Origin of the sequence: Streptococcus suis, assembly GCF_017601095.1 — a bacterium.
GTDB lineage: Bacteria > Bacillota > Bacilli > Lactobacillales > Streptococcaceae > Streptococcus > Streptococcus suis_Z.
Genome location: NZ_JAGFUX010000008.1, coordinates 85851 through 110119, shown reverse-complemented (window position 1 = coordinate 110119; position 24269 = coordinate 85851). Strand labels below are relative to the sequence as shown.

Sequence of the window (24269 nt, the reverse complement as noted above, 5' to 3'; positions counted from 1 at the left end):
TGAAATAGCCTATGGTATGGAATGGTTGGCAGAGTATATGACCGAACATCCAGAAGAATTTAGACATTATTAAAAGACGATTTCTGCTTGGAAGTCGCCTTTTTTAATATTATCGGAAATACTATATGTTGTTGGTGGTGTAAACTAGTATATAGTTCCCAAAATTTTTAAAAAGCAGTTTACAGAAAACGGTTACAATGTTAAAATAAAATCATCAATAAACGGTTGGTTTTATTTTTATAAGAAAAATGAAACGTTTCAAAAAACTTGGAATTGACAGCCAAGTGGATCGATGCCCAATACAAACCAATCCAGTCTGTTCAAAACAACTGGGGTACCTATGGTGATGAAACCCAACAAAACATCTTCGAATACGATGCAGCGACAGATAGCTTGAAACACTTGCCGTTGAACGGTACTGCACCGGGCGAATTGCGTCAGAAGACAGAAGTTGGTGGACCACTTGCTATTCTTGATGAGTACTACGGAACTGTGACAACAATGCCAGACGATGCCAAATGGCGTTTGGATTTGATGCATGAAACCTATCTTGACTATGTGACCAACGATGATATCTACCCTCGTGTCTTCATGGAACAAGAAGATTTGGATAAGATTGCCCAAGTTGAAGCAGATATGAACGACTTCATCTACCGTAAACGTGCAGAATGGATTGTAAACGGTGGTATCGAAGAAGAGTGGGATAGCTACTTGAAAGAATTGGAAAGCTATGGTCTTTCTGATTGGTTAGCTATCAAGCAAAAATACTACGATCAATACAAAGCAAATCAGTAATATAAGAGGAGGCTGCCTGTGAAAACAGTAGTAGAAGCCAATCAATTTATTCAGACAGAAAAAGGAAAGGTCAATCCGGTTTTCAAACCGAAAGCCCATTTAACACCAGAAACAGGCTGGATTAACGACCCCAATGGATTTGTCTACTTCCGTGGAGAATACCATTTGTTCTACCAATTCAACCCTTACGAGAGTGTTTGGGGACCGATGCACTGGGGTCATGCGAAAAGTAAGGACTTGGTCAATTGGGAGCAGCTTCCAGTTGCCCTAGCTCCTGATAAAGCTTACGATAAAGACGGCTGTTTCTCGGGCTCTGCTATTGTCAAAGATGATGTCCTTTGGCTCATGTACACAGGTCACATCGTCAATGAAGACGGGACAGTTAGTCAAGTTCAGAACATGGCTTTCTCGACTGATGGTATTCACTTTGAAAAAATCGAGCAGAATCCAGTCGCAACAGCAGAAGGACTGCCAGAAGAAGTGATTGCCAATGACTTCCGCGATCCGAAGATTTTTGAGAAAGATGGTCACTACTACTCTGTTGTCACAACCAAGCACAAGGACAATGTCGGCTGCATCGTCTTACTCAGCTCTCCCAACCTGACGGATTGGAAATTTGAGTCTATCTTCTTGAAAGGTGAGGCCAACCAAGGCTTTGTCTGGGAATGTCCTGACTACTTTGAAGTAGATGGTCAAGAGTACCTGATTATCTCTCCAATGCGTTACCAAAAAGACGGAAATAACTTTACCAATATCAACTCCAACATCTTTGTGACAGGTCGTGTAGACTGGGATAAGAAGGTCTTTGTGGCAGATTTCTTTAAGGAAATTGACCACGGACATGACTTCTACGCAGCTCAGACTACCGAAGGTCCAGAAGGTGAACGTGTCATGGTAGCCTGGATGCACACCTGGGGTCGCAAGTTGGTGACCAATGACTTAGGCCATAAGTGGTACGGTCAGATGACCCTTCCACGCATTCTCAAGAAGACTGAAAACGGATTGCACCAAGTTCTGCCAACAAGTGTCTTGGAAGCCTTCAAGGATATTGAAATTGGACAAAGTATCCAAGGTCCAAGTAAGCTCTCTCTTAAACTGGAAGACAGTTTGGAACTAAAACTTGGAAGCGACCAAGATTACCTGCAATTTGGTTACGATAAGGAAAGCCAAGAAGTCTATATTGACCGTAGTCACCTCAAAATCCAGCAAGCTGGTGAAGAAGAGTGGCCAACGGTTCGCCGAGCAGTTACTGTAAGAGCAACAGACTTATTGGTCTTGATTGACACCAACTGTATGGAAATCCTTGTCAACGACGGTCAAGAAACCTTGACCTCAACCTTCTATGTAGAAGGTCAGCGGGCAATTAAATAATATTGTCCCCCCCTAAATTATTCTCTCACTCCAAGAAAGGTCCTGTGAATGCAGGACTTTTTCTGATGTGAAAAAAATTGTCAATTATGATAAAATAAAGAGATTGAGAAAGTTGAGGAAGATATGGCAAAGTCAAGTAAAAAAGGAAAGTCGACCCGCAGACCGACCAAGGCTGAGCAGGCGCAGAGACAGACAGTCCAGAATTTTGTAGTCCGTGGTCTGTTCCTGTTTCTACTCATTTTTACCATGCTGCGCTTGGGTGCAGTTGGTATAACACTATATAATATAACCCGCCTTTTGATTGGTAGTTTGGCCTACCTCGGTTTGATTGCGGCATTTATCATTGCATTTGTAGGACCGAAAATAAAGGAGAGGGAAGGAACGCGCCTGGGAATCGGATTTCTCATTATGGGATTCTTGTTGGCTTATCAGGCTTATTTTGATCAAGTCTATACAGGACGAGATTTATTTGGACATACCTTAGAATTGGCCTTTAAGGATCTTTTTGGTTTGAAGGTGACGGAATTTCTAGGTGGAGGCTTAATCGGAGGGATTCTCTACCTGCCGGTTTCCTTCCTTTTTGCCAATATTGGGACCTTTTTAATTGCAGGTTTGTTGGTTCTGTTTGGCCTCTTTTTCATCAGTCCCTGGTCTGTCTATGATGTCGGAGAGTTTCTTGGACATGCTGGCCAGCGCATGAGTCAGGCAAGTCAAGATAGGGCAGAAAAAAGAGCTCTTCGTGCAGTTCAAAAAGAGGAAAAACGTGCGGAAAAAGCTGCGCAGCAAGCAGCCTTGGAAGCTGAACGAGCGACTCTTAGGTTAGAACAAGAGACGAAAGAGAGAGAGGCAGTTGCCCTTCTCCATCCAAATGTGGACCTTGAAACGGGAGAGATATTAGAAGAGGAAGCTCCCTTAGTTCCGATTATCTCAGGATATGATAGTCAGGTTGAAGATGAATTTCCAGTTTTATTGATTGAAGATGAGGAAGAACTTCCTGCTCAGCAGCAAGCTGTATCTGAAGATGATGGACAGGATATCCAGATTGATTTTCAACCAAAGAAAAATCTGACTTATAAGCTACCGTCCATTGACCTGTTTGCGCCGGTCAAATCAAAAGGACAAGGAAACGAGAAGAAAATAGTCCGTCAAAACATCAAGGTTTTGGAAGAAACCTTTGCCAGCTTTGGGATTAAAGTAGCAGTAGAGCGAGCTGAGATTGGTCCTTCCGTTACCAAGTACGAAGTCAAACCGGCAGTCGGAGTTCGGGTTAACCGTATTTCCAATCTAGCTGACGATTTGGCCCTGGCCCTTGCTGCTAAGGATGTTCGTATTGAAGCACCGATTCCTGGTAAATCCCTAGTTGGTATCGAAGTGCCTAACTCAGAAGTGGCCATGGTACCCTTCCGCGAACTTTGGGAACAATCAAAAACGGATGCCAACAAACTCTTGGAGATTCCACTTGGGAAAGCAGTCAATGGCTCTGTTCGTTCCTTTAACTTGGCGCGCATGCCCCACTTGCTCGTAGCAGGCTCAACTGGCTCAGGGAAGTCTGTTGCGGTTAACGGGATTATTTCTTCTATCTTGATGAAGGCTGGACCTGATCAAGTCAAGTTCATGATGATTGATCCTAAAATGGTTGAATTGTCCGTCTATAACGATATTCCTCATTTGCTTATTCCAGTAGTGACCAATCCTCGCAAGGCAGCTCGTGCCCTTCAAAAAGTTGTGGACGAGATGGAAAAACGCTATGAGCTCTTTAGCCATATTGGTGTTCGAAACTTGGAAGGTTACAATGCCAAGGTAGAGGAGTTTAACAGCCGTTCAAATGAAAAGCAGATTCCTCTGCCCTTGATTGTCGTGATTGTGGACGAGTTGGCCGACCTGATGATGGTAGCCAGCAAGGAAGTGGAAGATGCCATTATTCGTTTGGGGCAAAAAGCTCGTGCAGCTGGGATTCACATGATTCTTGCTACCCAACGTCCATCCGTTGATGTTATTTCTGGTTTGATTAAGGCCAATGTACCGTCGCGGATTGCCTTTGCGGTATCAAGCGGTACAGATAGTCGGACCATCTTAGACGAAAATGGCGCTGAAAAACTCTTGGGCCGTGGTGACATGCTCTTTAAACCGATTGATGAAAACCACCCCGTCCGTCTGCAAGGTTCCTTTATTTCAGATGATGATGTAGAAGCCATTGTGAGCTTTATCAAAGAGCAAGCTGAGGCGGATTATGATGAGACATTTGATCCTGGTGATGTGGCAGAAGGCGATGGTGATACTGGTTTCGGGGATGCTGGAGGAGATCCGCTCTTTAATGAAGCACGGGCCTTGGTTGTCGAAACGCAAAAAGCTAGCGCATCCATGATCCAACGCCGATTATCTGTCGGCTTTAACCGAGCAACCAGACTCATGGAAGAATTGGAAGCCGCAGGGGTTATTGGTCCAGCAGAAGGAACCAAACCTAGAAAGGTATTGGAGACACAGTAATGAAATTTGAAGCAGTCCATCATATTGCCATCATCGGCAGCAATTATGAGCAAACAAGAGAATTTTATGTCGATAAATTGGGCTTTGAACAGTTGGATGAACACATCAGACCAGAAAAAAATGACATTCTCTTCAATGTCAAAAAAGGAAATATTATCTTAGAAATTTTCATCAAACCAGATGCTCCCCTTCGTCCTGCCCTGCCTCTTCCTGAACATACAGGGCTTCGGCATCTCGCCTTTCAGGTTGCAGATGTGGAGGCTTGCTTAGAAGAATTTGACCGTTTGGGCATTCGACATGAAGTCCTACGAACAGATGATTTTGATGGGAAGAAGATGGCTTTCTTCTTTGACCCAGATGGTCTGCCCTTGGAAATTCATGAATAAAAAGAAGTGGGAGCAAGGCGCAGATGCGACAGCTCCCAACTTCTATCATGATATTGTTGAAGGATTTGATTTTGTCTTTATCGACCAGCCACTTGCCAATTATCAGCCTACTATTTCAGGGTGAACAAGGTAATGACAAGAGCTAGGTAAAAGAGGAAGGTCAAAATGAAACCAGATCGCCAGAAAAATTTGAAAAAGCGACGGTAGGAAAAAGTTCTTTTTTTCAACAGAAAGAAGCTGGCAATCCCAATAGCTAAGAATCCCAAGAGGAGGACCAAATGGGGAAGCAAGCTGTGGTAAAACATCCGATCAGAGATGATGTAGGATTCGATGAAATAGAGTGGGAAGGCAATATCTGCAAAGTTCCAACCCTTCTTTTCCAAGCCGAATAGTTTGATGGCAATAATAGATGCAGCTAGCGTTAAAAATAAAAATAATATCGAAGCAATTTTTAGAATAATCATAGCTTCATTCTATAAAAAAATGAGGTAATTGTAAACCAGTTTCTAATAGAATGAAATAGCTGGGAGAAAAAAATGAAAAAAGTTATCGGAATCCTTATTCTTGTCTGTGGGCTATTCCTTATTTACCAATTGATCCAACCAACTACAGGTTCAACTGAACAATCCCAGTTGGACCAAGGATGGTATGCAGAAGTAGTCAGTGAATTTCATAAAACGGAAGTGGAAGAGCTTGTAGCATTATTGGCAAGTGGGGAAGAATTTGTCCTTTTTGCGGGGCGTGCAAGCTGTCCTCATTGCCATCAATTTTTAATGACCTATTCGGAAAGTCCAAGTAGTTTGCGACCAAAGATTTATTATTTAGATACCGAGAACCGTGAAGACAAGGCCATTCAGGACTTTCGTCAACAACTTACCATCGAAACAGTTCCTTACATGGCTTATTTCTCAGACGGACAAGAAATTGACCGACTGGAAAAGGGGTCAAAAACCAGCCTGGAGGAAATGGAAACTTTTTTTCGAATGGTTGGAGTAGCGATAGGAGAAAAATAAGAAAAAGTGAGCATGAATGCTTGCTTTTTTTGGAATTTAGTGTATAATGAGAAGGTATGTGCAAAACACATATTTGTGGGAGGTAAAAATCTGTAATTACCGCCAAAACCACAATAGGAGGATTTTATATCATGGCTAAAAAAGTCGAAAAACTCGTAAAACTTCAAATTCCTGCAGGTAAAGCTACTCCAGCTCCACCAGTCGGACCAGCACTTGGTCAAGCAGGTATCAACATCATGGGATTCACTAAAGAGTTTAACGCTCGTACAGCTGATCAAGCTGGTTTGATTATCCCAGTCGTTATCTCTGTGTATGAAGATAAATCATTCACTTTCGTGACTAAAACACCGCCAGCTGCTGTTCTTTTGAAAAAAGCTGCAGGTGTTGAAAAAGGTTCAGGTACACCAAACAAAACTAAGGTTGCAACAGTTACTCGTGCACAAGTACAAGAAATTGCTGAAACTAAAATGCCTGACTTGAACGCTGCCTCTCTTGAAGCTGCGATTCGTATGATCGAAGGTACCGCTCGTTCTATGGGATTCACTGTTGCTGACTAAGTAGCACCCAAGATTATCTGATTACAAGGAGACATATAACATGGCTAAAAAAAGCAAAAACTTGCGTGCTGCTCTTGAGAAAATCGACAGCACAAAATTGTACAGCGTAGAAGAAGCTGTTGCTCTTGCAAAAGAAACTAACTTCGCTAAATTTGATGCGTCAGTTGAAGTTGCTTACAACTTGAACATCGACGTACGTAAAGCAGATCAACAAATCCGTGGTGCAATGGTATTGCCAAACGGTACTGGTAAAACTTCACGCGTTCTTGTTTTCGCACGTGGTGCTAAAGCAGAAGAAGCAAAAGCTGCTGGTGCAGACTTTGTTGGTGAAGATGACCTCGTTGCTAAAATCAACGGTGGTTGGTTGGACTTCGACGTTGTTATCGCAACTCCAGATATGATGGCAGTTGTTGGACGTCTTGGTCGCGTACTTGGTCCACGTAACTTGATGCCAAACCCTAAAACTGGTACAGTAACTATGGATGTTGCTAAAGCAGTTGAAGAGTCTAAAGGTGGTAAAATCACTTACCGTGCTGACAAGGCAGGTATCGTACAAGCTCTTATCGGTAAAGTATCATTTGACGCTGACAAACTCGTTGAAAACTTCAAAGCTTTCCACGATGTAATGGCTAAAGCTAAACCAGCTACTGCAAAAGGTACCTACATGACTTCAGTATCTATCACTACAACACAAGGTGTTGGTATCAAAGTTGATCCTAACTCACTTTAATCACTTGAAAGATTGTCTTAGGGCAATCTTTTTTAGTTGATATTCAATGGATTGGGCTATATAATATACGTAAAAGTGATTGAGGAGGTAACTATGAAGGTGAACCGTGAAGAATTTTATAGTCATCTTTCGGCGGTTTATCAGCTACGAGAGGATGCTATCACATCCGATTTGCGTGAAAAGGTTTTTGAAACAGCAAAAAAGCTTGATCAAGCTGAAAATCTCTACTTGCTTGCTGAACGATTGGGACGCTATGTCAATGCAGAGTTGACAGCCTTGACCTGCCATGCACCAAAAGAGTTGGTACAGCTTTCTCTTTACATTCAACAACTTCAAAATCATTACCGAATGGCAAGCTTTATCCCAAGAAAGGTAGATTAAAAACATATGACAGAATATACAAAACCACTCGTATGGAAGTGGGAAGATGAAAATGATAACCGTTCCGGCAACCGTCCAACTGCAGGAGCTCGCTTTGAACAAAAACTACCAAAAGGAGACAAGCCCTTCCAAGTTTATTCTCTGGGAACGCCAAATGGTATTAAAGTAGCTATCATGTTGGAAGAACTAAGAGAATTAGGTATTTCGGAAGCTGATTATGACCTCTTTCTCATCAATATCGGTCAAGGAGATCAATTTGGCTCTGATTTTGTAAGCATCAATCCAAACTCTAAGATTCCTGCGCTTGTAGATTATTCTGAAAGAGAACCCGTTCGTGTCTTTGAATCAGCCAATATTCTCCTATATTTAGCAGAAAAATTTGATGCATTGATGCCGAAAGCTTGGGCGGAGCGGACAGAGGTCCTTAATTGGCTCTTCTGGCAAACTGGCGCCGCTCCATTTGTTGGTGGAGGATTTGGACATTTCTTCCATTACGCTCCGACAGCGCAAGAATACCCGATTAATCGCTATACAATGGAGACCAAGCGTCAGCTGGGTCTCTTGGATCAACTATTGGCGACAAGAGAATATGTAGCTGGAAATACCTATACCATCGCAGATATTGCTATTTGGTCTTGGTATGGTCGCTTGGCACAAGGAGCTTTGTATCCAGGTTCTGCAGAGTTTCTGGATGTCGCTTCCTACCGTCACCTGACAGCTTGGGTGGAAAAGATTTCTCAAAGACCAGGTGTCCAACGGGGCCTAACAGCCAGCTATCAGGCAATCGAAGAAGTCTAGCCATCTAAGATTATCCGTCAGAGCAAGACTTGAAAATAACAAAAAGAACAAATGCTTACTGAAAGTTTTTGGGAACCAGAAGCTTTTTGTTATAAATTGAGACATAATAAAAATACTTTTATAAGGTCAGCCTTCTGCCATCAACAGGGAACCAACGGATAAAAGTATTTTTTAGTTGCATTATTGGAAAGTATAGTGTTTTATAATAGTATGTGAGCTGGTGAGAACAGGTTAAGGAATAGATAAAAGTCTGAACTACAGAAGTCTTATAAGATGAATAAAAAATGAGTAATATATGGTCTAATTAATGCAAATAATAAGGGCTCCTATTTTAGTTTATCAGAAATAGGAGTCTTCTTAGTATGTTGTTTTTTGAGAATATCCTGGTTTTTAGGCTTCCTTTACTTTTTCTTGAATAAAGTCTTTTAGACCAGGATATTTGTTTAGGTCGAATTTGCGAGTAAAGAAGTGTCCAAGTGCAATTCCTTGCTCGATTTGTGCCTTGTCATGGTCTGAATCTGTCCATTCGTACGGATGACCATCCCACCAGTTAACATATCGAAGATTACCTTGAAATTCATTAGGAATATCATTTACAGCTGGTTGGTGGTAGATGGTATCTAAGAGACCGGCTTTTTTGAGTGTCATCCCAAAGTAATATTCATCTGAGCAGAAAGTATGATGAAAATGTTTATTGATAAAATCTCTTTCAGAAAGAATTGCTGTCAGGACACGATGGTTGATTGATTTCCATTGTGAATAACCATCAAATCCCATTTCCTTACGTTTTCCATGCAAGCGATCGACACGAAGGATTGTTTGCAATTTGCTTTCAATAATTTGATAAGCACGTAAGATTTTTCGAGGAAAAGGGGATAGGTTTCGTGGCGTAATTTTTCTAAAAAAGTGATAATGTTCAACAACTCTATAAAGTTTAAGATCCTCTGCTTGTTTTTCATTGAAGCGTGTAACAAAGGTTTTATCTGCATGTTTCTGGAAAAAGTTGTGGATATAGTCTTGAGAACGAAGTGGTAGATCTGCTCCAGAAAGTAAATGATAGAAAGCGTACTCTTCATTGTCGCTTGCTGTTTGGTAAAGTAGGAGTTCACACTCAACAAGGGAAAAATGCCCCCAATAAACAGCCATTCGCGGAGTAAAATAAATCTTAGAATTCTGAGCAGAATTTTTGATAAGTGTGATGGTTTCATCAGATAATGCAGAACGCTTATCGATATGAATATAAATATCATTTCGTGGGTCATCTAGGAGTGACACTTGAAATGCAAGTTGTTCGAATTTATCATAGGCAATTATTAGATAAGCGTGTTTTTTCATCGTGGGTCCTTTTCAGTTTCAATCGAAGTATTCTTCTAATTCTACCTTAATTGTTAAAGTTTTACAAGTTTTGAAAAATGTAATCGACACCATACTTTATGTAGTCACATTTTCTTTTTTCTTGAAGAGATTTAGCTATATAAAATGAGAAATTTGTGGTAGAATAGTAGGGATAAAATAGAGGGGTGAGAAGATGAAACCAAAATATGAACGCATTTTGATTAAACTGTCTGGAGAGGCGCTTGCTGGTGAGCGTGGAGTCGGTATCGATATCAAGACAGTTCAGGAAATGGCAAAAGAAATCCAAGAAGTAGCGGATTCGGGTGTGCAAATCGCTTTGGTAATCGGTGGTGGTAACCTATGGCGCGGTGAGCCTGCTGCAGAAGCTGGTATGGATCGTGTGCAGGCAGACTACACAGGGATGCTTGGAACTGTCATGAACGCGCTCGTTATGGCAGATTCCCTCAAGCAGCTAGGTGTAGATACCCGTGTGCAAACTGCGATTGCTATGCAGTCTGTTGCTGAGCCATATATCCGTGGACGTGCCCTTCGTCACCTTGAGAAAGGCCGCATTGTTATTTTCGGAGCAGGAATTGGTTCGCCGTATTTCTCAACGGATACAACAGCAGCCCTTCGTGCAGCCGAAATTGAAGCGGATGCCATTTTGATGGCTAAAAACGGTGTGGATGGTGTTTATAATGCCGATCCGAAGAAAGATGCCAATGCAGTTAAATTCAATGAACTGACCCACCGCGAAGTGATTAGCCGTGGCTTGAAAATCATGGATGCGACTGCTTCAACCTTGTCTATGGACAATGATATCGACTTGGTGGTGTTCAATATGAATGAACCTGGTAATATCAAACGAGTTGTATTTGGTGAACAAATTGGTACAACTGTCTCAAACTCATCTGTCGAAAACTAAACTACAAAAAAATTTATAAAGAAGGAAGTATTATGTCAAAAGAAATTATTGCGAAAGCGCAAGAACGTATGAACCAGTCTCATCAAAGTTTGGCACGTGAGTTCAGCCACATCCGTGCTGGTCGTGCCAATGCTAGTTTGTTGGACCGCATTTCAGTAGAATATTACGGTGCACCAACTCCCTTGAACCAATTGGCTGGTATTACCGTTCCGGAAGCGCGTGTTCTCTTGATTACACCATTTGACAAGTCAATCTTGAAAGATATCGAGCGTGCCTTAAATGCCTCTGACCTTGGCTTGACACCGCAGTCTGATGGTACGGTAATCCGTTTGGTTATCCCTGCATTAACAGAAGAAACACGTAAGAATTTGGCAAAAGATGTGAAAAAAGTTGGTGAAAACGCTAAGGTTGCTATCCGTAATATCCGTCGTGATGCTATGGATGAAGCGAAAAAAGCTGAAAAAGCCAAGGAAATCACTGAAGATGATTTGAAGACGCTTGAAAAAGATATTCAAAAAGTGACGGATGATGCCATCAAGACAATTGATAAAATGACTGCTGACAAGGAAAAAGAATTGTTGGAAGTATAATACGAATGGAGGGGGGCGCAGATTCTGTCCTCCCTTTTTCGCCATATATAGAAAGAAGAGTGACATGACTAGTTTACTTGCAACTGTCGTGACCGGCATGGTTATCGACGAAAATGACCAATTTTATTTTGTTCAAAAAGAAGGACAAACCCTGGCTCTAGCCAAGGAAGAAGGCCCTCATCAAATCGGGGAATCCGTTAAGGGATTTGTCTATCCAGACATGAAACAACGTTTGCGGATGACCACCAAGGAAGTTAGCGCTAGTTTGACCAACTTTGGTTGGGGTAGGGTAACGGAAGTTCGAAAGGACCTGGGTGTTTTCTTGGATACAGGTCTGCCGGATAAGGAAGTGGTGGTGTCTTTGGATATCCTGCCTGAAATCAAGGAGCTCTGGCCTAAAAAAGGTGATCAACTCTATGTGAAGTTGGATGTGGATAAGAAAGATCGTATCTGGGCCTTGCCAGCCTTTCAAGAAGATTTTCAAAAGATGGCTGGTCCTGCTTATGACAATATGCAGAACCAAACCCTGCGTGCTATCGTTTACCGTTTAAAGATGTCAGGGACCTTTGTCTATCTACCTGATAACAATATGTTGGGCTTTATTCATCCAAATGAACGCTACTCTGAACCGCGTTTGGGTCAGGAATTGGAAGTGCGGGTAATTGGCTTTAGAGCGGTCGACCGGACGCTAAACCTGTCCTTGAAACCACGCTCATTTGAGATGTTAGAAAATGATGCCCAGATGATTTTGACCTATTTGGAGAGCAATGGAGGCTTTATGACCTTGAACGACAAGTCTTCTCCGGAAGATATTAAAGCCACCTTTGGGATTTCCAAGGGGCAATTTAAGAAAGCTCTCGGTGGGTTGATGAAGGCTGGAAAAATTAAACAAGATGCGTTTGGAACGGAGACTATATAAGGAGGTACTATGTTAGTTTATATTGCTGGTGCGGGTGCTATGGGCTGTCGCTTTGGTTACCAATTGTCCAAAACCGAGAATGAAGTAATCCTACTGGATAATTGGCCAGCTCATATCGAGGCGATTCGACAGGACGGCCTATTGATTACTGGTGATGTAGAAGATCGAGTGCAGTTACCGATTATGCTGCCGACTGAGGCGACACGACAGGCAGATTTGATTATTCTTTTGACAAAGGCGGATCAGTTGCCGAAAATGTTGCAGGACATCAAGCCAATCATTGGCAAGGAGACCAAGGTTCTCAGTCTCTTGAATGGTTTGGGGCATGCGACAACAATGCGCCGATTTGTGCCGGAAGAAAATATCATGGTGGGTGTGACTATTTGGTTGGCTGGTTTGAAAGGACCAGGCCATGCTCATTTAGAGGGACCTGGTTCTATCTCCTTGCAAGACCTGTCTGGCCAGGTAGAAGCAGTGGCTCCGATCGTGGAAATGTTCAATCTGGCAGGTCTCAATGCCCAGTACGATGAAAATGTGATTCAAGCGATTTGGCAAAAAGCTTGTGTCAATGGGACCATGAATCCTACCTGTACGATTTTGGATTGTACGATCGGTGAACTGTTTGGAACGGAATCTGGCTTGAATCTGGTGCAAGGTATCTTTAATGAATTTATCGCAGTTGCCAAGGCTGAGGTTGGCACCATTGATGAAGAAGGTATTTGGAAGTACATAATGGATGCGTCTAAAAAAGCAGCCAGTCACTATCCTTCAATGCATCAGGATTTGGTTCAACATGGTCGCAAGACGGAAATTGATTTCTTGAATGGAGCAGTCGTCTTTAAAGGCAAGCGAGTGGGCATTCCAACTCCTTTTTGTCAAATGGTGACGGATATGATCCATACCAAAGAAAGCATCTTAGGCTTGCGTTAGGATGGAGGGGAATTGAAAATGAAAAAGTTCATTCTGTTGGCTAGTATTTTTTTGTTATCAATTTTCTCATTATCTGTCAGGGCTGATGAACTGCTGGATTTGACAAGGGCGGCGGGCTACGAAGTGAGCGATATCAACCGTCCTAAGTCAAGCATTGTCATTGATGCCCATACAGGAACTATTGTCTGGCAGGACAATGTAGATGAGGTCCGCGACCCAGCCAGTATGAGTAAGGTCTTGACCTTATACATGACCTATCAGGCAATTGAAGCTGGGACCATTTCTGAGGATACCTTGGTTCGAGCAACAGAAAGTGACCAGGCGATTGCAGGCATCTATGCCATTTCCAATAATGCGATTGTCGCAGGTGTCGACTATACTGTCTCAGAATTGATTACTATGACAGCTGTTCCCTCTTCAAACGTTGCGACGATTATGTTGGCCAATCTCTTGTCCAACAATGACCCCGATGCCTTTATAGACCAGATGAATGCCATCTCCCAAGAACTTGGCATGAGCAATTCTTATTGGTATAATCCAAGCGGAGCGGCAGCATCGGCTTTTGAAGGATATTACAATCCAACGCGTTATGACCTTTATAGTGCTAACCAAACAACAGCGCGTGATATGGCTATTTTGACCTATCATTTTTTGAAAGATTATCCTGAGATTTTGGAACACACCAAGCACCCTGTGGTAACAGTTAAGGCTGGGACTCCGTATGAGGAAAGGTTCGAGACCTATAATTACTCCCTACCAGGTGCTCTGTATGGGATTGAGGGAGTCGATGGGTTAAAAACAGGCTCTAGTCCACGAGGTGCTTTTAACTATATTGCTACGGTCAATCGGGGTGAACAACGGTTTATTACGGTAATTATGGGGGTTGGTAGTTGGGAAGATCAAAATGGCGAATACTACCGCCACCCATTTGGCAATGCCTTGATGGAAAAGGCTTACGCTGAATTTGATTACCAGAAAGTTCTAGCAGCTGGTCAGCAGGAAGTGGATGGTCAAGTTGTTAATCTGGAAGCGGATTTATTTGCAACGGTTCCAAAAGGCAGCAGTCCAAACCTGTCTATTGCTGATGGGCGAGTAGTCCTTGATACTGGTTTGGACCAGGTCAGCCCAATTATTTCAGCCGGTCAGGCTGTGGAAGTGTTGAGTACCTCTGCTCCGTCAGGCACGAGCAGCCAGACAGAGACTCAAGCCACTCTTGCTAGTGGCATGCTTGATCAATGGAAGCAGTGGTTGGCTTACTGGCCATGGTTGCTCCTTTTGATTTTCCTTATGTTGATGGGAATACTTCACTATTCGTTGAATAGAAATCGGAGAAAACGGAAGCAGGCCAAAGAATCTGGACAGCTGTCTCGTAGAAATAGAAGAAGGTAACGATGTTATATGATGTTGAAAGTGTAGAGGCTTATTTTGAGGCTCTGCCAGAAAATAGGAGACAGGCAGTGGAACATTTGCATCAGGTGATTCTGGACCACCTGCCTGCGGGATTTGAGGTAGGTGTTTTAGGGGGGATGATAAACTACTATGTACCCCTATCTGCCTATCCGGCTGGTTATCATTGTACGCCAGGGGAACCTTTGCCATTTGTCGCTTTGGCTTCCCAAAAGGCCCATATTGCCCTTTACCATATGGGGATTTATATGGACAAAGAACTCAATGACTGGTTTGTGGTAGCTTATCAGGAAGTGGTGCCGACCAAGCTGGACATGGGGAAATCCTGCATCCGTATGAAAAATCCCAAGAATATCCCCTTTGAATTAATCGGGGATTTGATCAGTCGGATGAGCATGGAGCGGTATATCGAGCTCTATGAAGAAAACCATATTAGAAAGTAAGCATTGTGAGAAAAAGTTTTTATACTTGGTTAATGGCCCAGCGTAATCCTAAGAGTGATGCGCCAGTGGCTATTTTGGCAGACTATGCCTTTGAAGAATCGGATTTTCCCAAACAGTCCGATGATTTCGATGTGGTCTGTCGTTTTTTAGAAGAATCAGCTAGCTTTAGTTTTTCCATGAGTGATTTTGATCGGATTTGGGAAGACTATTTGGAGCATTAGGCTTGAAAAGAAAGGAAAATAGTCCACTTAGGGCTATTTTTGTTATAATAGAAAAAAGCACAGGAAAAGGAGCAAGACTTGCTAGAACATTCGATTGATATTCACTTAAAACACCCTGATGATTTGTTTAGTCTTTTTGGGTCTAATGAGCGTCACCTGCGGCTGATGGAGCAGGAATTGGGCGTGGTTATTCATGCACGGACAGAAGTTGTGCAAGTTATCGGTCAGGAAGAGCAGGTGGAACAGGCTCGTTTGGTTATCCAGTCCCTATTGGTTTTGGTCAATCGGGGCTTGGTCATCAATACGCCTGATGTGGTCACGGCTATTTCTATGGTCAAAAATGATGAGATTGAAAAATTTGTAGCCCTCTACGAAGAAGAGATCATCAAGGACAACTACGGCAAACCCATTCGCGTAAAGACCCTTGGTCAAAAACTCTATGTGGACAGCGTAAAGCGTCATGATATCGTGTTTGGGATTGGACCTGCTGGTACAGGTAAGACCTTCTTAGCGGTCACTCTCGCGGTAACAGCCCTCAAGCGGGGTCAGGTTAAGCGGATTGTCCTGACACGTCCTGCGGTAGAAGCGGGAGAAAGTTTAGGCTTTTTGCCAGGGGACTTGAAAGAAAAAGTAGATCCCTATTTGCGTCCTGTCTATGATGCCCTCTACCAGATTTTAGGCAAGGAGCAGACCACGCGCCTAATGGAGCGCGAGATTATTGAGATTGCCCCGCTGGCCTATATGCGGGGGCGGACCTTGGAGGATGCCTTTGTTATCTTGGACGAGGCACAGAACACCACTATTATGCAGATGAAGATGTTCCTAACTCGTCTGGGCTTTAATTCCAAGATGATAGTCAATGGGGACATTAGCCAGATTGACCTACCTCGCAATGTTAAGTCGGGTTTGATTGATGCGACGGAGAAATTGAGTCGGATTCCGCAGATTGATTTCGTGCATTTTTCAGCCAAGGATGTGGTTCGCCATCCAGTCGTTGCGGAGATTATCCGAGCCTACGATGTGGCACCAGCCTTGCAGAAGAAGGCGGAGGAAGTCGAGGAGGAAGCTCGTGAGTCTCAAGGATAAGCTGGCTAAGTATTCGGTTTTGGAGACCAAACGCCTACGGCTTCGCCCTGTGGGTATGGTGGATTTGGAGGATATGTACGAGTATGCCTCTGACCAGGAAACGACTCGCTGGACCTTCCCTGTAAATCAGACTTTGGAAGATACCCGACGTGGTATTGAAGAAATCTACTTGTCGGATCCAGTCGGTAAGTATGCCTTAGAATTAAAAAGTAAGCAGAAGATGATTGGAACGCTGGATACCTATGGGCTGTCAGAGCAAGACAAGTCCCTGTCTATCGGTTTTATTCTCAATAAGGCTTATTGGGGTCAGGGCTTGGCAAGCGAGGCCTTGCAGGCTGTCTTGGACCTTTTACTGCTGGACTTGGACTTTGAAGTGGTCAAGGCTGGGCACGCCCAGGAAAATCAAGCCTCCAAGCGTCTCTTGGAAAAAATGGGCTTTCAGCTAGTGACTCAAAAAGAGGCTGATAAAGTGATTGCTGGTCAGCGGGTTACTTCTTATTACTATGAATTGTATCGGAAGGAATGGCAGAAGTTTTATGGGCATTGAACTGAATAATCTATCCAGCCGTTTCCAAGTGCGGAAATTGACAGATGCTGATTTGGAGCAGGTTTTGGCCCTCTACCAGACCAATCCCCTCTATTTTGAGCATTTTCCACCTTTACCAAGTCTGGAAAGCCTGGCCAATGATCTAGTGACTTGTCCACCTGGGAAGTCTTTGTCAGACAAGTATTTTCTGGGCTATTGGGAGCATAATCGCTTGATGGCCATACTGGACTTGATTGACGGTTATCCGACTGAGGAGGTTGCCTACATCGGACTGTTTATGGTGGATAAAGCTGTACAGGGGACAGGCTTGGGCTCTGCTATCATTGAAGAAGTCTTGGCAGGCTTGCCAGCCCATTTGTCAAGAGTACGATTGGGCTATGTTTCCAGTAACCCACAGGCAAAGGCTTTTTGGATAAAATGTGGCTTTTCCTATTTGGCAGAAAAAGAATTAGCATGTATCCCTGTCACACTTGTGGAACGATGGATTGAACAATAATAGACAAATCTAGTTTATCTAGGTTTGTTTTTTTACCAAAAATTAACATCATGACATATTATAATATTGAATTTTTCAGAAAAGGAGTGTATAATATCAGTATAGCGCTTACATTTTGTGAGATGAATGGGAAGGAGGCAAACTTCTCAGGTAAGCATAAACAACAATACTTATTAAAGAAAGGAAGACCTATGAAGAATCGTTCGAAAGAATTATTCGATAAACGCTACCGTTACTCTATTCGTAGACTCAGTGTAGGAGCAGCGTCTGTAGTGGTCGGCTGCCTCTTGTTTGGTGGACAACAGACTCAGGTTTTTGCCAATACACTACCAGAATCGGAAACCGAATTTAGCAACCAAGTTGGTGAGGAGGCCAATCTGGAAGCGCCAGCTGAAGAGCTAGCTCCAGTAGAAGATGTTACAGAGTCTATTACTGCACCAACTGCTGAATTTGTTCAACCTGTTAGCGCAATTGAGGCAGGTGGTGAAGAGTCAAGTACAGTGGTTCCTGAAACGGAAAATGTTGCCTCAGAAGAACTAGTGGTCGATGCAGAGGCCCTCAATACTGTAATTAGTTTTGTGGAGAATTTGCCAGAATCTGATCAAAAGAACCTTTTGATGGAAGATTTGGTGCGAATCCTAGCAGTTGGTGAACAAGCTATTGCGACCAACAATTCTACACTTCTTAGCAATGTCAATGACATGCTCAGGGGTATGCGGGATCGGATCTTGGTCATCAATGCTGCACCAGCTAGCAACACAACAGAAAGAAGTGCGGAAGAAGCAGTACCTGTCCTCAATGAAGAGGGATTGAACCGTGTGGCTACTGCCATCAATTCTCTGCCAGATTCAGAGCAAAATGCCCAAAACAAACGCTTTGTGGCACAGATGCAAGAGTTGGCTCAGAATGCCAAGGCAACCAATGATAGTCGCACCATTAATTATGTAAATGCATGGGTTGAAGAAGCCTTGTCTGTCATTGAAGAAGCCTTTGCAGCAGCCGAAAGCGGAGAAGGGGCTGTAGAAAATGCAGCTCCAACGGAAACCGCAAATCTTGTGGAAAACCCAGTTTCTACAACGGGATCAACTCCTACCAGCCCAGTAGCACCTACTTCAACGGCTCTCCCAGCTGCTCCTGAAAGCAGTCGTCCAAGTTCAGTAACGCCAGCAACTGGTAACGCAGAAGCGCGTCCAAGTGCCTTGAAAGAGATTGTGGACCATAACAACTACAAACTCAACTACGACCGCCCAGCAACCAATACCTATGAAGGTTGGGAACATTATGCCCTGCCACTTGGAAATGGTGACATCGGGACCAAGGTCTTTGGCATGATTGGGGAAGAACGGATTCAGTTTAACGAAAAGACCCTTTGGTCAGGTGGTCCGCTTCCTAACTCAAACGATTATAATGGTGGTAACATTCCTGGTAAACATGTCTTCTTGCCGCAGATTCGCAAGGCTTTGGAAGATGGAGACTTGGCAACAGCTAAGAGTTTGGCAGAACGGCATTTGAAAGGACCTTACAACCATCAGTATGGCCGCTACTTGGCATTTGGGGATATCTACCTCAATTTTACTAACCAAGACAAGACCTTTGAAAGTGTATCTGATTATAGCCGTGAGTTGGATTTGAAAACAGCTATTTCAGCAACCAATTACACGCAAGATGGTACGCGTTACCGTCGAGAGTCATTCGTCAGCTATCCAGATGATGTTTCTGTAACCCATTTGACTAAGGATGGTAATGAAGCACTTGAATTTGAATTGGACTTGCAGATGACCAAGGATTTGGTGCAAGATGGCTTAGCGCGTGTTCGTCAATACAAGACTGAGAAATCAGGCTTTAAGACAGGACAAGTAAGTACAAGTGCAGAAGGTATTTTATTGACTGGTCAGGTGACGGACAACCAACTCAACTTTGCTGCCTTTGTTGGGGTAAATACGGATGGTCAGGTCAGCGTTAGGGACAATAAACTCGTGGTGACGGGGGCAAGTTATGCAACGCTTGTGATGAATGCGGCGACAGATTTTGCCCAAGATCCAAAAACCAACTATCGTCGTCAAAATGTTGACTTAACTGCCGAGGTCAAATCCAAGGTGGCTGCGGCTAAGGCCAAGGGTTATCAAGCCTTGAAAGACCGTCATATCGCTGATTACCAGTCTATCTACAACCGTGTGACCTTAAACATCACCGAGGGAGAGACAAACGGCAGAACCAACCAGCTGCTTCATAGTTACAATACAGCGAGCGGACAGGAGTTGGAAGAACTCTTCTTCCAATATGGTCGTTACTTGATGATTACTTCTTCACGTGACGGGGAAAATGCCCTTCCTGCTAACCTGCAAGGTGTCTGGAATGCAGTGGATAATCCACCTTGGAATTCAGACTACCATTTGAACGTCAATCTTCAGATGAACTATTGGCCTGTTTATGTGACCAATATGGCAGAAACGGCCCTTCCGTTGATCAACTATGTCGATGACATGCGTTATTATGGGCGTGTGGCTGCCAAAGAATATGCCAATATCGTGTCAGAAGGTGACCAGGAAAACGGTTGGTTAGCCCATACCCAAGCGACTCCATTTGGTTGGACGACTCCAGGTTGGAATTATTATTGGGGTTGGTCACCAGCTTCCAATGCCTGGATCATGCAAAACGTTTATGATTACTACAAGTTTACCCAGGATAAGGACTACTTACGGACGAAGATTTATCCAATGTTGAAAGAAACTGCCAAATTCTGGAATGGTTTCCTACATTATGATCAGGCGAGCGATCGTTATGTTTCTTCTCCATCATATTCGCCAGAACATGGTACCATTACCATCGGAAATACCTTTGACCAATCCTTGGTATGGCAGCTCTTCCATGATTTCATCGAAGCAGCCAATGAATTGGGACAAGATGCAGATCTTGTTGCAGAAATTACGACCAAATACGAAAAACTCAACCCACTCCATATTAACAATGCAGGCCGCATCAAGGAATGGTATGAAGAGGATACCCCTGCCTTTACAGGTGAAAAAGTGGAAATTGGGCACCGACATGTTTCGGAATTAGTTGGACTCTTCCCTGGTACCCTCTTTGGTAAAGATAAGCCTGAGTACCTCGAAGCAGCCAAGGCGACGCTCAACCATCGTGGTGATGGTGGTACAGGCTGGTCTAAGGCCAATAAGATTAACCTATGGGCTCGTTTGCTTGATGGCAATAGGGCACACCGTCTTTTGTCTGAACAGCTAAAAGGCTCTACCCTGGCCAACTTGTGGGATACCCATTCACCTTTCCAAATCGATGGAAACTTTGGTGCAACCAGTGGTATGGCAGAAATGTTGCTCCAGTCTCATACAGGCTATATTGCACCTCTACCAGCCCTTCCTGATGCTTGGAAGACTGGTCAAGTTCGTGGCTTGATGGCGCGTGGTAATGTTCAAGTGGATATGGACTGGGAGGAGAAGAACCTGAAGGTCATCCGTTTGGAAGCCAAATCTGGCGGCAAAATTGTCCTTGATTATCCAAATATCGAGACAGCCCGTATCCTTATCAATGGTCAAGTGGCAAACTTTACAAGAGTTCAAGATGGTCGTATTGAATTTATGACTGCTAAGGGTGATGTTGTTGAGTTGGATTCTATCTTGACACGGATTACCGATTTGACAGCAGAGCGAACAGGGGCAAATACAGCCAAACTTCGCTTTACGGCTTCTGAAGGAGCGGCTTATTATCAGATTGAGCGCAGTCAAACAGGTGTAGAAGGTGTGAAAATCTTCTCTAGCCTGACTGGTGAATTCACAGATAACAGTTTGGTGCCTGGTGGTGATTATAGCTACCGTGTACGTCCAGTCCTGGCAGGCATCAATACAGCCTTCTCAGATCCAGTATCAGTTTATGCCCTCAACGACTTCTTAGATGACCGTGACCCAAGCATTTCCTATGGTAGCGAATTTAAGGATTACGCAGATGCAGGTCAATGGGCTGGTACAGAGAAATACGCTGACTTTACAGGTCGCCGCACAGTTTCTGAAGACGCTGTTACAGCCAGTCTGACCTTCTTTGGAACTGGTATCGAAATTTATGGTAATAAATCGCAGCAATTGAGCACAGCTAAGGTCTTGATTGATGGTCGTGAGCACAGTACCATTGACTTCTACCGTACAGGTGGCACAGAAAAAGGTGTCTTGATTGGTCGAGTTACTGGTTTAGAAGCAGGTAAGCATACCCTTCAATTGATTGTAAATCGTGAAGAACCAAGCCGTGCCAATGAACGCAACAAAATCAGTCTGGATTACTTCCGAATCCTGCGCGATACTTCGGCTGAGTATGAAGAGTTGGATGATCGTAGCGACCGTATCCAGTATGGCTCTGCTTTTGACAACTACGGTCAAAGTGGTCTCTTTGCCAATACTGAAAAATTTGGTGTACGTAATGACCAGACAACAGATGAGCAGGCAACTGCTAGCCTGACCTTTACTGGAACTGGAATTCAGATTTATGGTATTAAATCCAGTCAGCTCAGCAAGGCCCTTGTCACCATTGATGGGGTAGAAGTTGACCCACTCATCTTCAACCGTTCTGATAATCGTACTGAAAAAGGTGTTCTGATTGGTCAATACCTTGGCCTTGAAGACCGTGAACATACGATTAAAATTAAGATTGCTCCAGAAGCGATTGGCAATAGCCAGAAGAAGATTTCCTTGGACCGCATTGTGATTTTGAAAGCACAAGCACAAGTTGCTCAGCCAGCAACCATCTTAGATGCAGCGGCAAGCGCAAATGAAATCAAGTTGGAATTGCCAACAGGTCCATGGACTGCTGTTGAAGTTGGCTTCACAGGTGTTGATACCCCAGTTCGAATTAGCAAGTCTGGTGAGATAGTTGCAGTTCAAGGGGCAGAACATCGTATAGCAACAGATGGTCTCTACCTGACTCTGGCAGAAAATCGTCCAATCGGTCTAGTAACTGCTCGGACAGTCGATGGAGAAAGAGAAGTCGGTACAACTTATGCAGTTGTTCACAATCAGGTAGAAACTCCAACAACTAGCCCAGAAACAGGTGGTACAACTGAAACACCAGGCACAGGTGGTACAACCGAAGTGCCAAATCCAGGTGGGAACCCAGCTGCCTTGAATACTAGCGCTTTGGCTGCCCTCTTGGCTCAAACAGAAGCCTTGGAAAATCTGACTGAAAAACAAACGCAAGAATTGGAAGGTCTGGTAGAGGCTGCAGATGCTGCCCTAGCTGGAACGGATCAAGCAGCAGTTGATGAAGTAGCAAGCTTGATTGAAGATTGGTTGACATCTTTGAACACCTCAGGTACAAGTGAAACTCCAGGTACAAGTGAAACCCCAGGTACAGGTGGTACAACGGACGCACCAGGTACAGGTGGTACAACGGACGCACCAGGTACAGGTGGAACGACAGACGTACCAGGTACAGGTGGAACGACAGAAGCGCCAGGCACAGGTGGTACAACCGAAGTGCCAAATCCAGGTGGGAACCCAGTTGCCTTGAATACTAGCGCTTTGGCTGCCCTCTTGGCTCAAACAGAAGCCTTGGAAAATCTGACTGAAAAACAAACGCAAGAATTGGAAGGTCTGGTAGAGGCTGCAGATGCTGCCCTAGCTGGTACGGATCAAGCAGCAGTTGATGAAGTAGCAAGCTTGATTGAAGATTGGTTGACATCTTTGAACACCTCAGGTACAAGTGAAACTCCAGGTACAGGTGGTACAACAGACGCACCAGGTACAGGTGGAACGACAGAAGCACCAGGCACAGGCGGAACGACAGAAGCACCAGGCACAGGCGGAACGACAGAAGCACCAGGCACAGGTGGTACAACAGACACACCAGGTACAGGTGGTACAACAGACGCACCAGGTACAGGTGGTACAACGGATGCACCAGGTACAGGTGGAACGACAGATGCACCAGGTACAGGCGGAACGACAGAAGCGCCAAGTACAGGCGGAACGATAGAAGCGCCAGGTACAGGTGGTACAACAGACACACCAGGCACAGGTGAGACAACAGATTCACCAACTCCAGCTGAAGAAACAGATATTCCTGCCCCAGGATTGCTTACAGAAGAGCGTATTTTGGTAGATCCAGCGACTGGAATCCGTGTTCGTTTGGAAGCAGGTGAAAGCGATCAGATTGTGAAACTTCTTGTTACAGAAATTCCAGAATCTGCAGAACGTGATACTGACTTCTATGACATTGTCTTGGTTGATCAATCAGGTAAGGAAGTTGCACCAAGCAAGGATACCTTGGTTGTAGTCCCAATTAAAGCCGGTAAGGAAGTTGAAGCTGTTCAATATCATAAAGAAGATGGTAGTGTGGAACCACTGGCCTTCACAGAAACCCTTGTTCAAAATGAAGACGGTACCAGCTTCCCAGCCGTAGTATTTGTTGCGAAACACTTCAGTATCTACGGAGTTGTTTACGTAGAAACTGCCAAAGGTCCTGGCCTAGTCAATGAAGGTCCAGTAGCCTTTGAAGGTGGTTTGGTACCAAACCAAGCGCCTAAACAGGCAGCCTTACCAGCGGCTAGCTTGCCAACAAGTCAAAAAGAAAACAGCAAGTCTGATGCCAAAACACTTCCAAACACAGGAAGTACTAGCTCAGTTGCCCTTTCGATGATTGGTGGCATGACGCTTCTTTCTAGTCTAGGTCTAGTCGGACACAGACGCAAAAAATAAGCTTTAGGAATTTCCTAGCTTGAAAAAAACAAACCTCTCTGAATGGATTCAGAGAGGTTTTTGCTTGGTAAAAGCTTGATGATCTAGCAACTAGCGGAAGTTATGAAACATCTGCAGGCTTGCTTAACTATAAGCAGAATCAGCCTTAGTCTTCGGA

At 43.9% G+C, this 24269-nt stretch carries 22 protein-coding genes and 1 pseudogene; 21 read left to right on the top strand and 2 right to left on the bottom strand.

Going from position 1 to position 24269, the window contains the following annotated elements; genetic code table 11:
- Positions 1-252 precede the first annotated feature (252 nt).
- The 5 genes and pseudogenes from J5566_RS08135 to J5566_RS10710 all read left to right on the top strand — a co-directional run.
- A pseudogene (locus tag J5566_RS08135) lies at positions 253-795 on the top strand (ABC transporter substrate-binding protein); the annotation flags it as partial.
- Positions 796-813: 18 nt separating this feature from the next.
- Positions 814-2166: a glycoside hydrolase family 32 protein gene (locus tag J5566_RS08130; protein WP_208562867.1), complete on the top strand. Its 1353-nt coding sequence runs from the start codon at positions 814-816 to the stop codon at positions 2164-2166.
- Between the two features lie 123 nt (positions 2167-2289).
- Positions 2290-4653, top strand: coding sequence for a DNA translocase FtsK (locus tag J5566_RS08125; protein ID WP_208562866.1), 2364 nt, complete (start codon positions 2290-2292; stop codon positions 4651-4653).
- Positions 4653-5039 carry an SMU1112c/YaeR family gloxylase I-like metalloprotein gene (gene gloA2 / locus J5566_RS08120; protein ID WP_208562865.1) on the top strand — a complete coding sequence of 129 codons (387 nt, stop codon included), beginning with the start codon at positions 4653-4655 and terminating at the stop codon, positions 5037-5039. Before J5566_RS08125 ends, gloA2 begins: the two co-directional genes overlap by 1 nt.
- Positions 5032-5163 carry a hypothetical protein gene (locus J5566_RS10710; protein WP_279630972.1) on the top strand — a complete coding sequence of 44 codons (132 nt, stop codon included), beginning with the start codon at positions 5032-5034 and terminating at the stop codon, positions 5161-5163. Before gloA2 ends, J5566_RS10710 begins: the two co-directional genes overlap by 8 nt.
- Here J5566_RS10710 and J5566_RS08115 read toward each other — a convergent pair.
- Positions 5150-5503, bottom strand: coding sequence for a DUF3397 domain-containing protein (locus J5566_RS08115; RefSeq protein ID WP_208562864.1), 354 nt, complete (start codon positions 5501-5503; stop codon positions 5150-5152). The genes J5566_RS10710 and J5566_RS08115 overlap by 14 nt on opposite strands.
- A gap of 72 nt (positions 5504-5575) precedes the next feature.
- On the opposite strand from J5566_RS08115, the gene J5566_RS08110 reads away from it, so the two are divergent.
- The 5 genes from J5566_RS08110 to yghU all read left to right on the top strand — a co-directional run bounded on the left by J5566_RS08110 (position 5576) and on the right by yghU (position 8518).
- A complete protein-coding gene (locus J5566_RS08110) occupies positions 5576-6052 on the top strand; it encodes a hypothetical protein (protein ID WP_208562863.1) in 477 nt (158 codons plus the stop codon).
- 131 nt (positions 6053-6183) lie between these two features.
- The gene (rplK, locus tag J5566_RS08105; protein WP_105109941.1) at positions 6184-6609 is read left to right on the top strand and encodes a 50S ribosomal protein L11; all 426 of its coding nucleotides are present in this window, start codon (positions 6184-6186) and stop codon (positions 6607-6609) included.
- A gap of 40 nt (positions 6610-6649) precedes the next feature.
- Positions 6650-7339: a 50S ribosomal protein L1 gene (rplA, locus tag J5566_RS08100; RefSeq protein ID WP_004194879.1), complete on the top strand. Its 690-nt coding sequence runs from the start codon at positions 6650-6652 to the stop codon at positions 7337-7339.
- A gap of 93 nt (positions 7340-7432) precedes the next feature.
- Entirely contained in the window at positions 7433-7720 is a 288-nt protein-coding gene (locus J5566_RS08095; protein WP_208562862.1) for a hypothetical protein, read from the top strand.
- A 6-nt stretch (positions 7721-7726) separates the two neighbouring features.
- Entirely contained in the window at positions 7727-8518 is a 792-nt protein-coding gene (gene yghU / locus J5566_RS08090) for a glutathione-dependent disulfide-bond oxidoreductase (protein WP_208562861.1), read from the top strand.
- Positions 8519-8908: 390 nt separating this feature from the next.
- Here the strand turns inward: yghU and J5566_RS08085 are convergent, their stop codons facing one another.
- A complete protein-coding gene (locus J5566_RS08085; protein ID WP_205031597.1) occupies positions 8909-9853 on the bottom strand; it encodes a beta-1,6-N-acetylglucosaminyltransferase in 945 nt (314 codons plus the stop codon).
- A gap of 193 nt (positions 9854-10046) precedes the next feature.
- Here J5566_RS08085 and pyrH point away from each other — a divergent pair, with 193 nt between their 5' ends.
- The 11 genes from pyrH to J5566_RS08030 all read left to right on the top strand — a co-directional run bounded on the left by pyrH (position 10047) and on the right by J5566_RS08030 (position 24112).
- Positions 10047-10778, top strand: coding sequence for a UMP kinase (gene pyrH, locus J5566_RS08080; RefSeq protein ID WP_172043950.1), 732 nt, complete (start codon positions 10047-10049; stop codon positions 10776-10778).
- A gap of 32 nt (positions 10779-10810) precedes the next feature.
- Positions 10811-11368, top strand: coding sequence for a ribosome recycling factor (gene frr, locus J5566_RS08075; RefSeq protein WP_158456580.1), 558 nt, complete (start codon positions 10811-10813; stop codon positions 11366-11368).
- Positions 11369-11432: 64 nt separating this feature from the next.
- Entirely contained in the window at positions 11433-12287 is an 855-nt protein-coding gene (gene cvfB, locus J5566_RS08070) for an RNA-binding virulence regulatory protein CvfB (RefSeq protein ID WP_208562860.1), read from the top strand.
- A gap of 9 nt (positions 12288-12296) precedes the next feature.
- Entirely contained in the window at positions 12297-13217 is a 921-nt protein-coding gene (locus tag J5566_RS08065) for a 2-dehydropantoate 2-reductase (protein ID WP_208562859.1), read from the top strand.
- A gap of 18 nt (positions 13218-13235) precedes the next feature.
- Positions 13236-14606 (top strand): D-alanyl-D-alanine carboxypeptidase family protein, encoded by a 1371-nt coding sequence (locus tag J5566_RS08060; RefSeq protein WP_208562858.1) that lies wholly within the window; start codon positions 13236-13238, stop codon positions 14604-14606.
- 2 nt (positions 14607-14608) lie between these two features.
- Positions 14609-15067 (top strand): DUF1801 domain-containing protein, encoded by a 459-nt coding sequence (locus J5566_RS08055; RefSeq protein ID WP_208562857.1) that lies wholly within the window; start codon positions 14609-14611, stop codon positions 15065-15067.
- A gap of 5 nt (positions 15068-15072) precedes the next feature.
- Positions 15073-15288, top strand: a complete 216-nt coding sequence (locus J5566_RS08050) for a YozE family protein (RefSeq protein ID WP_208562856.1) — start codon at positions 15073-15075, stop codon at positions 15286-15288.
- A 78-nt stretch (positions 15289-15366) separates the two neighbouring features.
- A complete protein-coding gene (locus tag J5566_RS08045) occupies positions 15367-16374 on the top strand; it encodes a PhoH family protein (RefSeq protein WP_208562855.1) in 1008 nt (335 codons plus the stop codon).
- Positions 16358-16921, top strand: a complete 564-nt coding sequence (locus J5566_RS08040) for a GNAT family N-acetyltransferase (RefSeq protein WP_208562854.1) — start codon at positions 16358-16360, stop codon at positions 16919-16921. The genes J5566_RS08045 and J5566_RS08040 overlap by 17 nt, the downstream gene beginning before the upstream one ends.
- Complete coding sequence (locus J5566_RS08035) at positions 16911-17417, top strand: GNAT family N-acetyltransferase (protein WP_244228991.1); 507 nt, start codon at positions 16911-16913, stop codon at positions 17415-17417. The genes J5566_RS08040 and J5566_RS08035 overlap by 11 nt, the downstream gene beginning before the upstream one ends.
- Before the next feature lie 191 nt (positions 17418-17608).
- The gene (locus J5566_RS08030; protein ID WP_208562853.1) at positions 17609-24112 is read left to right on the top strand and encodes a glycosyl hydrolase family 95 catalytic domain-containing protein; all 6504 of its coding nucleotides are present in this window, start codon (positions 17609-17611) and stop codon (positions 24110-24112) included.
- The last annotated feature ends 157 nt before the right edge of the window (positions 24113-24269 follow it).

What these genes read in the sequence shown, in the direction of transcription:
- J5566_RS08030 (WP_208562853.1), top strand. Translation starts at nt 17,609, where the DNA reads ATGAAGAATCGTTCGAAAGAATTATTCGATAAACGCTACCGTTACTCT.
- J5566_RS08095 (WP_208562862.1), top strand. Translation starts at nt 7,433, where the DNA reads ATGAAGGTGAACCGTGAAGAATTTTATAGTCATCTTTCGGCGGTTTAT.
- J5566_RS08125 (WP_208562866.1), top strand. Translation starts at nt 2,290, where the DNA reads ATGGCAAAGTCAAGTAAAAAAGGAAAGTCGACCCGCAGACCGACCAAG.
- rplK (WP_105109941.1), top strand. Translation starts at nt 6,184, where the DNA reads ATGGCTAAAAAAGTCGAAAAACTCGTAAAACTTCAAATTCCTGCAGGT.
- J5566_RS08060 (WP_208562858.1), top strand. Translation starts at nt 13,236, where the DNA reads ATGAAAAAGTTCATTCTGTTGGCTAGTATTTTTTTGTTATCAATTTTC.
- rplA (WP_004194879.1), top strand. Translation starts at nt 6,650, where the DNA reads ATGGCTAAAAAAAGCAAAAACTTGCGTGCTGCTCTTGAGAAAATCGAC.
- J5566_RS08055 (WP_208562857.1), top strand. Translation starts at nt 14,609, where the DNA reads ATGTTATATGATGTTGAAAGTGTAGAGGCTTATTTTGAGGCTCTGCCA.
- yghU (WP_208562861.1), top strand. Translation starts at nt 7,727, where the DNA reads ATGACAGAATATACAAAACCACTCGTATGGAAGTGGGAAGATGAAAAT.
- pyrH (WP_172043950.1), top strand. Translation starts at nt 10,047, where the DNA reads ATGAAACCAAAATATGAACGCATTTTGATTAAACTGTCTGGAGAGGCG.
- cvfB (WP_208562860.1), top strand. Translation starts at nt 11,433, where the DNA reads ATGACTAGTTTACTTGCAACTGTCGTGACCGGCATGGTTATCGACGAA.
- J5566_RS08115 (WP_208562864.1), bottom strand. Translation starts at nt 5,503, where the DNA reads ATGATTATTCTAAAAATTGCTTCGATATTATTTTTATTTTTAACGCTA.
- J5566_RS08110 (WP_208562863.1), top strand. Translation starts at nt 5,576, where the DNA reads ATGAAAAAAGTTATCGGAATCCTTATTCTTGTCTGTGGGCTATTCCTT.
- gloA2 (WP_208562865.1), top strand. Translation starts at nt 4,653, where the DNA reads ATGAAATTTGAAGCAGTCCATCATATTGCCATCATCGGCAGCAATTAT.
- J5566_RS08085 (WP_205031597.1), bottom strand. Translation starts at nt 9,853, where the DNA reads ATGAAAAAACACGCTTATCTAATAATTGCCTATGATAAATTCGAACAA.
- J5566_RS10710 (WP_279630972.1), top strand. Translation starts at nt 5,032, where the DNA reads ATGAATAAAAAGAAGTGGGAGCAAGGCGCAGATGCGACAGCTCCCAAC.
- frr (WP_158456580.1), top strand. Translation starts at nt 10,811, where the DNA reads ATGTCAAAAGAAATTATTGCGAAAGCGCAAGAACGTATGAACCAGTCT.
- J5566_RS08035 (WP_244228991.1), top strand. Translation starts at nt 16,911, where the DNA reads ATGGGCATTGAACTGAATAATCTATCCAGCCGTTTCCAAGTGCGGAAA.
- J5566_RS08065 (WP_208562859.1), top strand. Translation starts at nt 12,297, where the DNA reads ATGTTAGTTTATATTGCTGGTGCGGGTGCTATGGGCTGTCGCTTTGGT.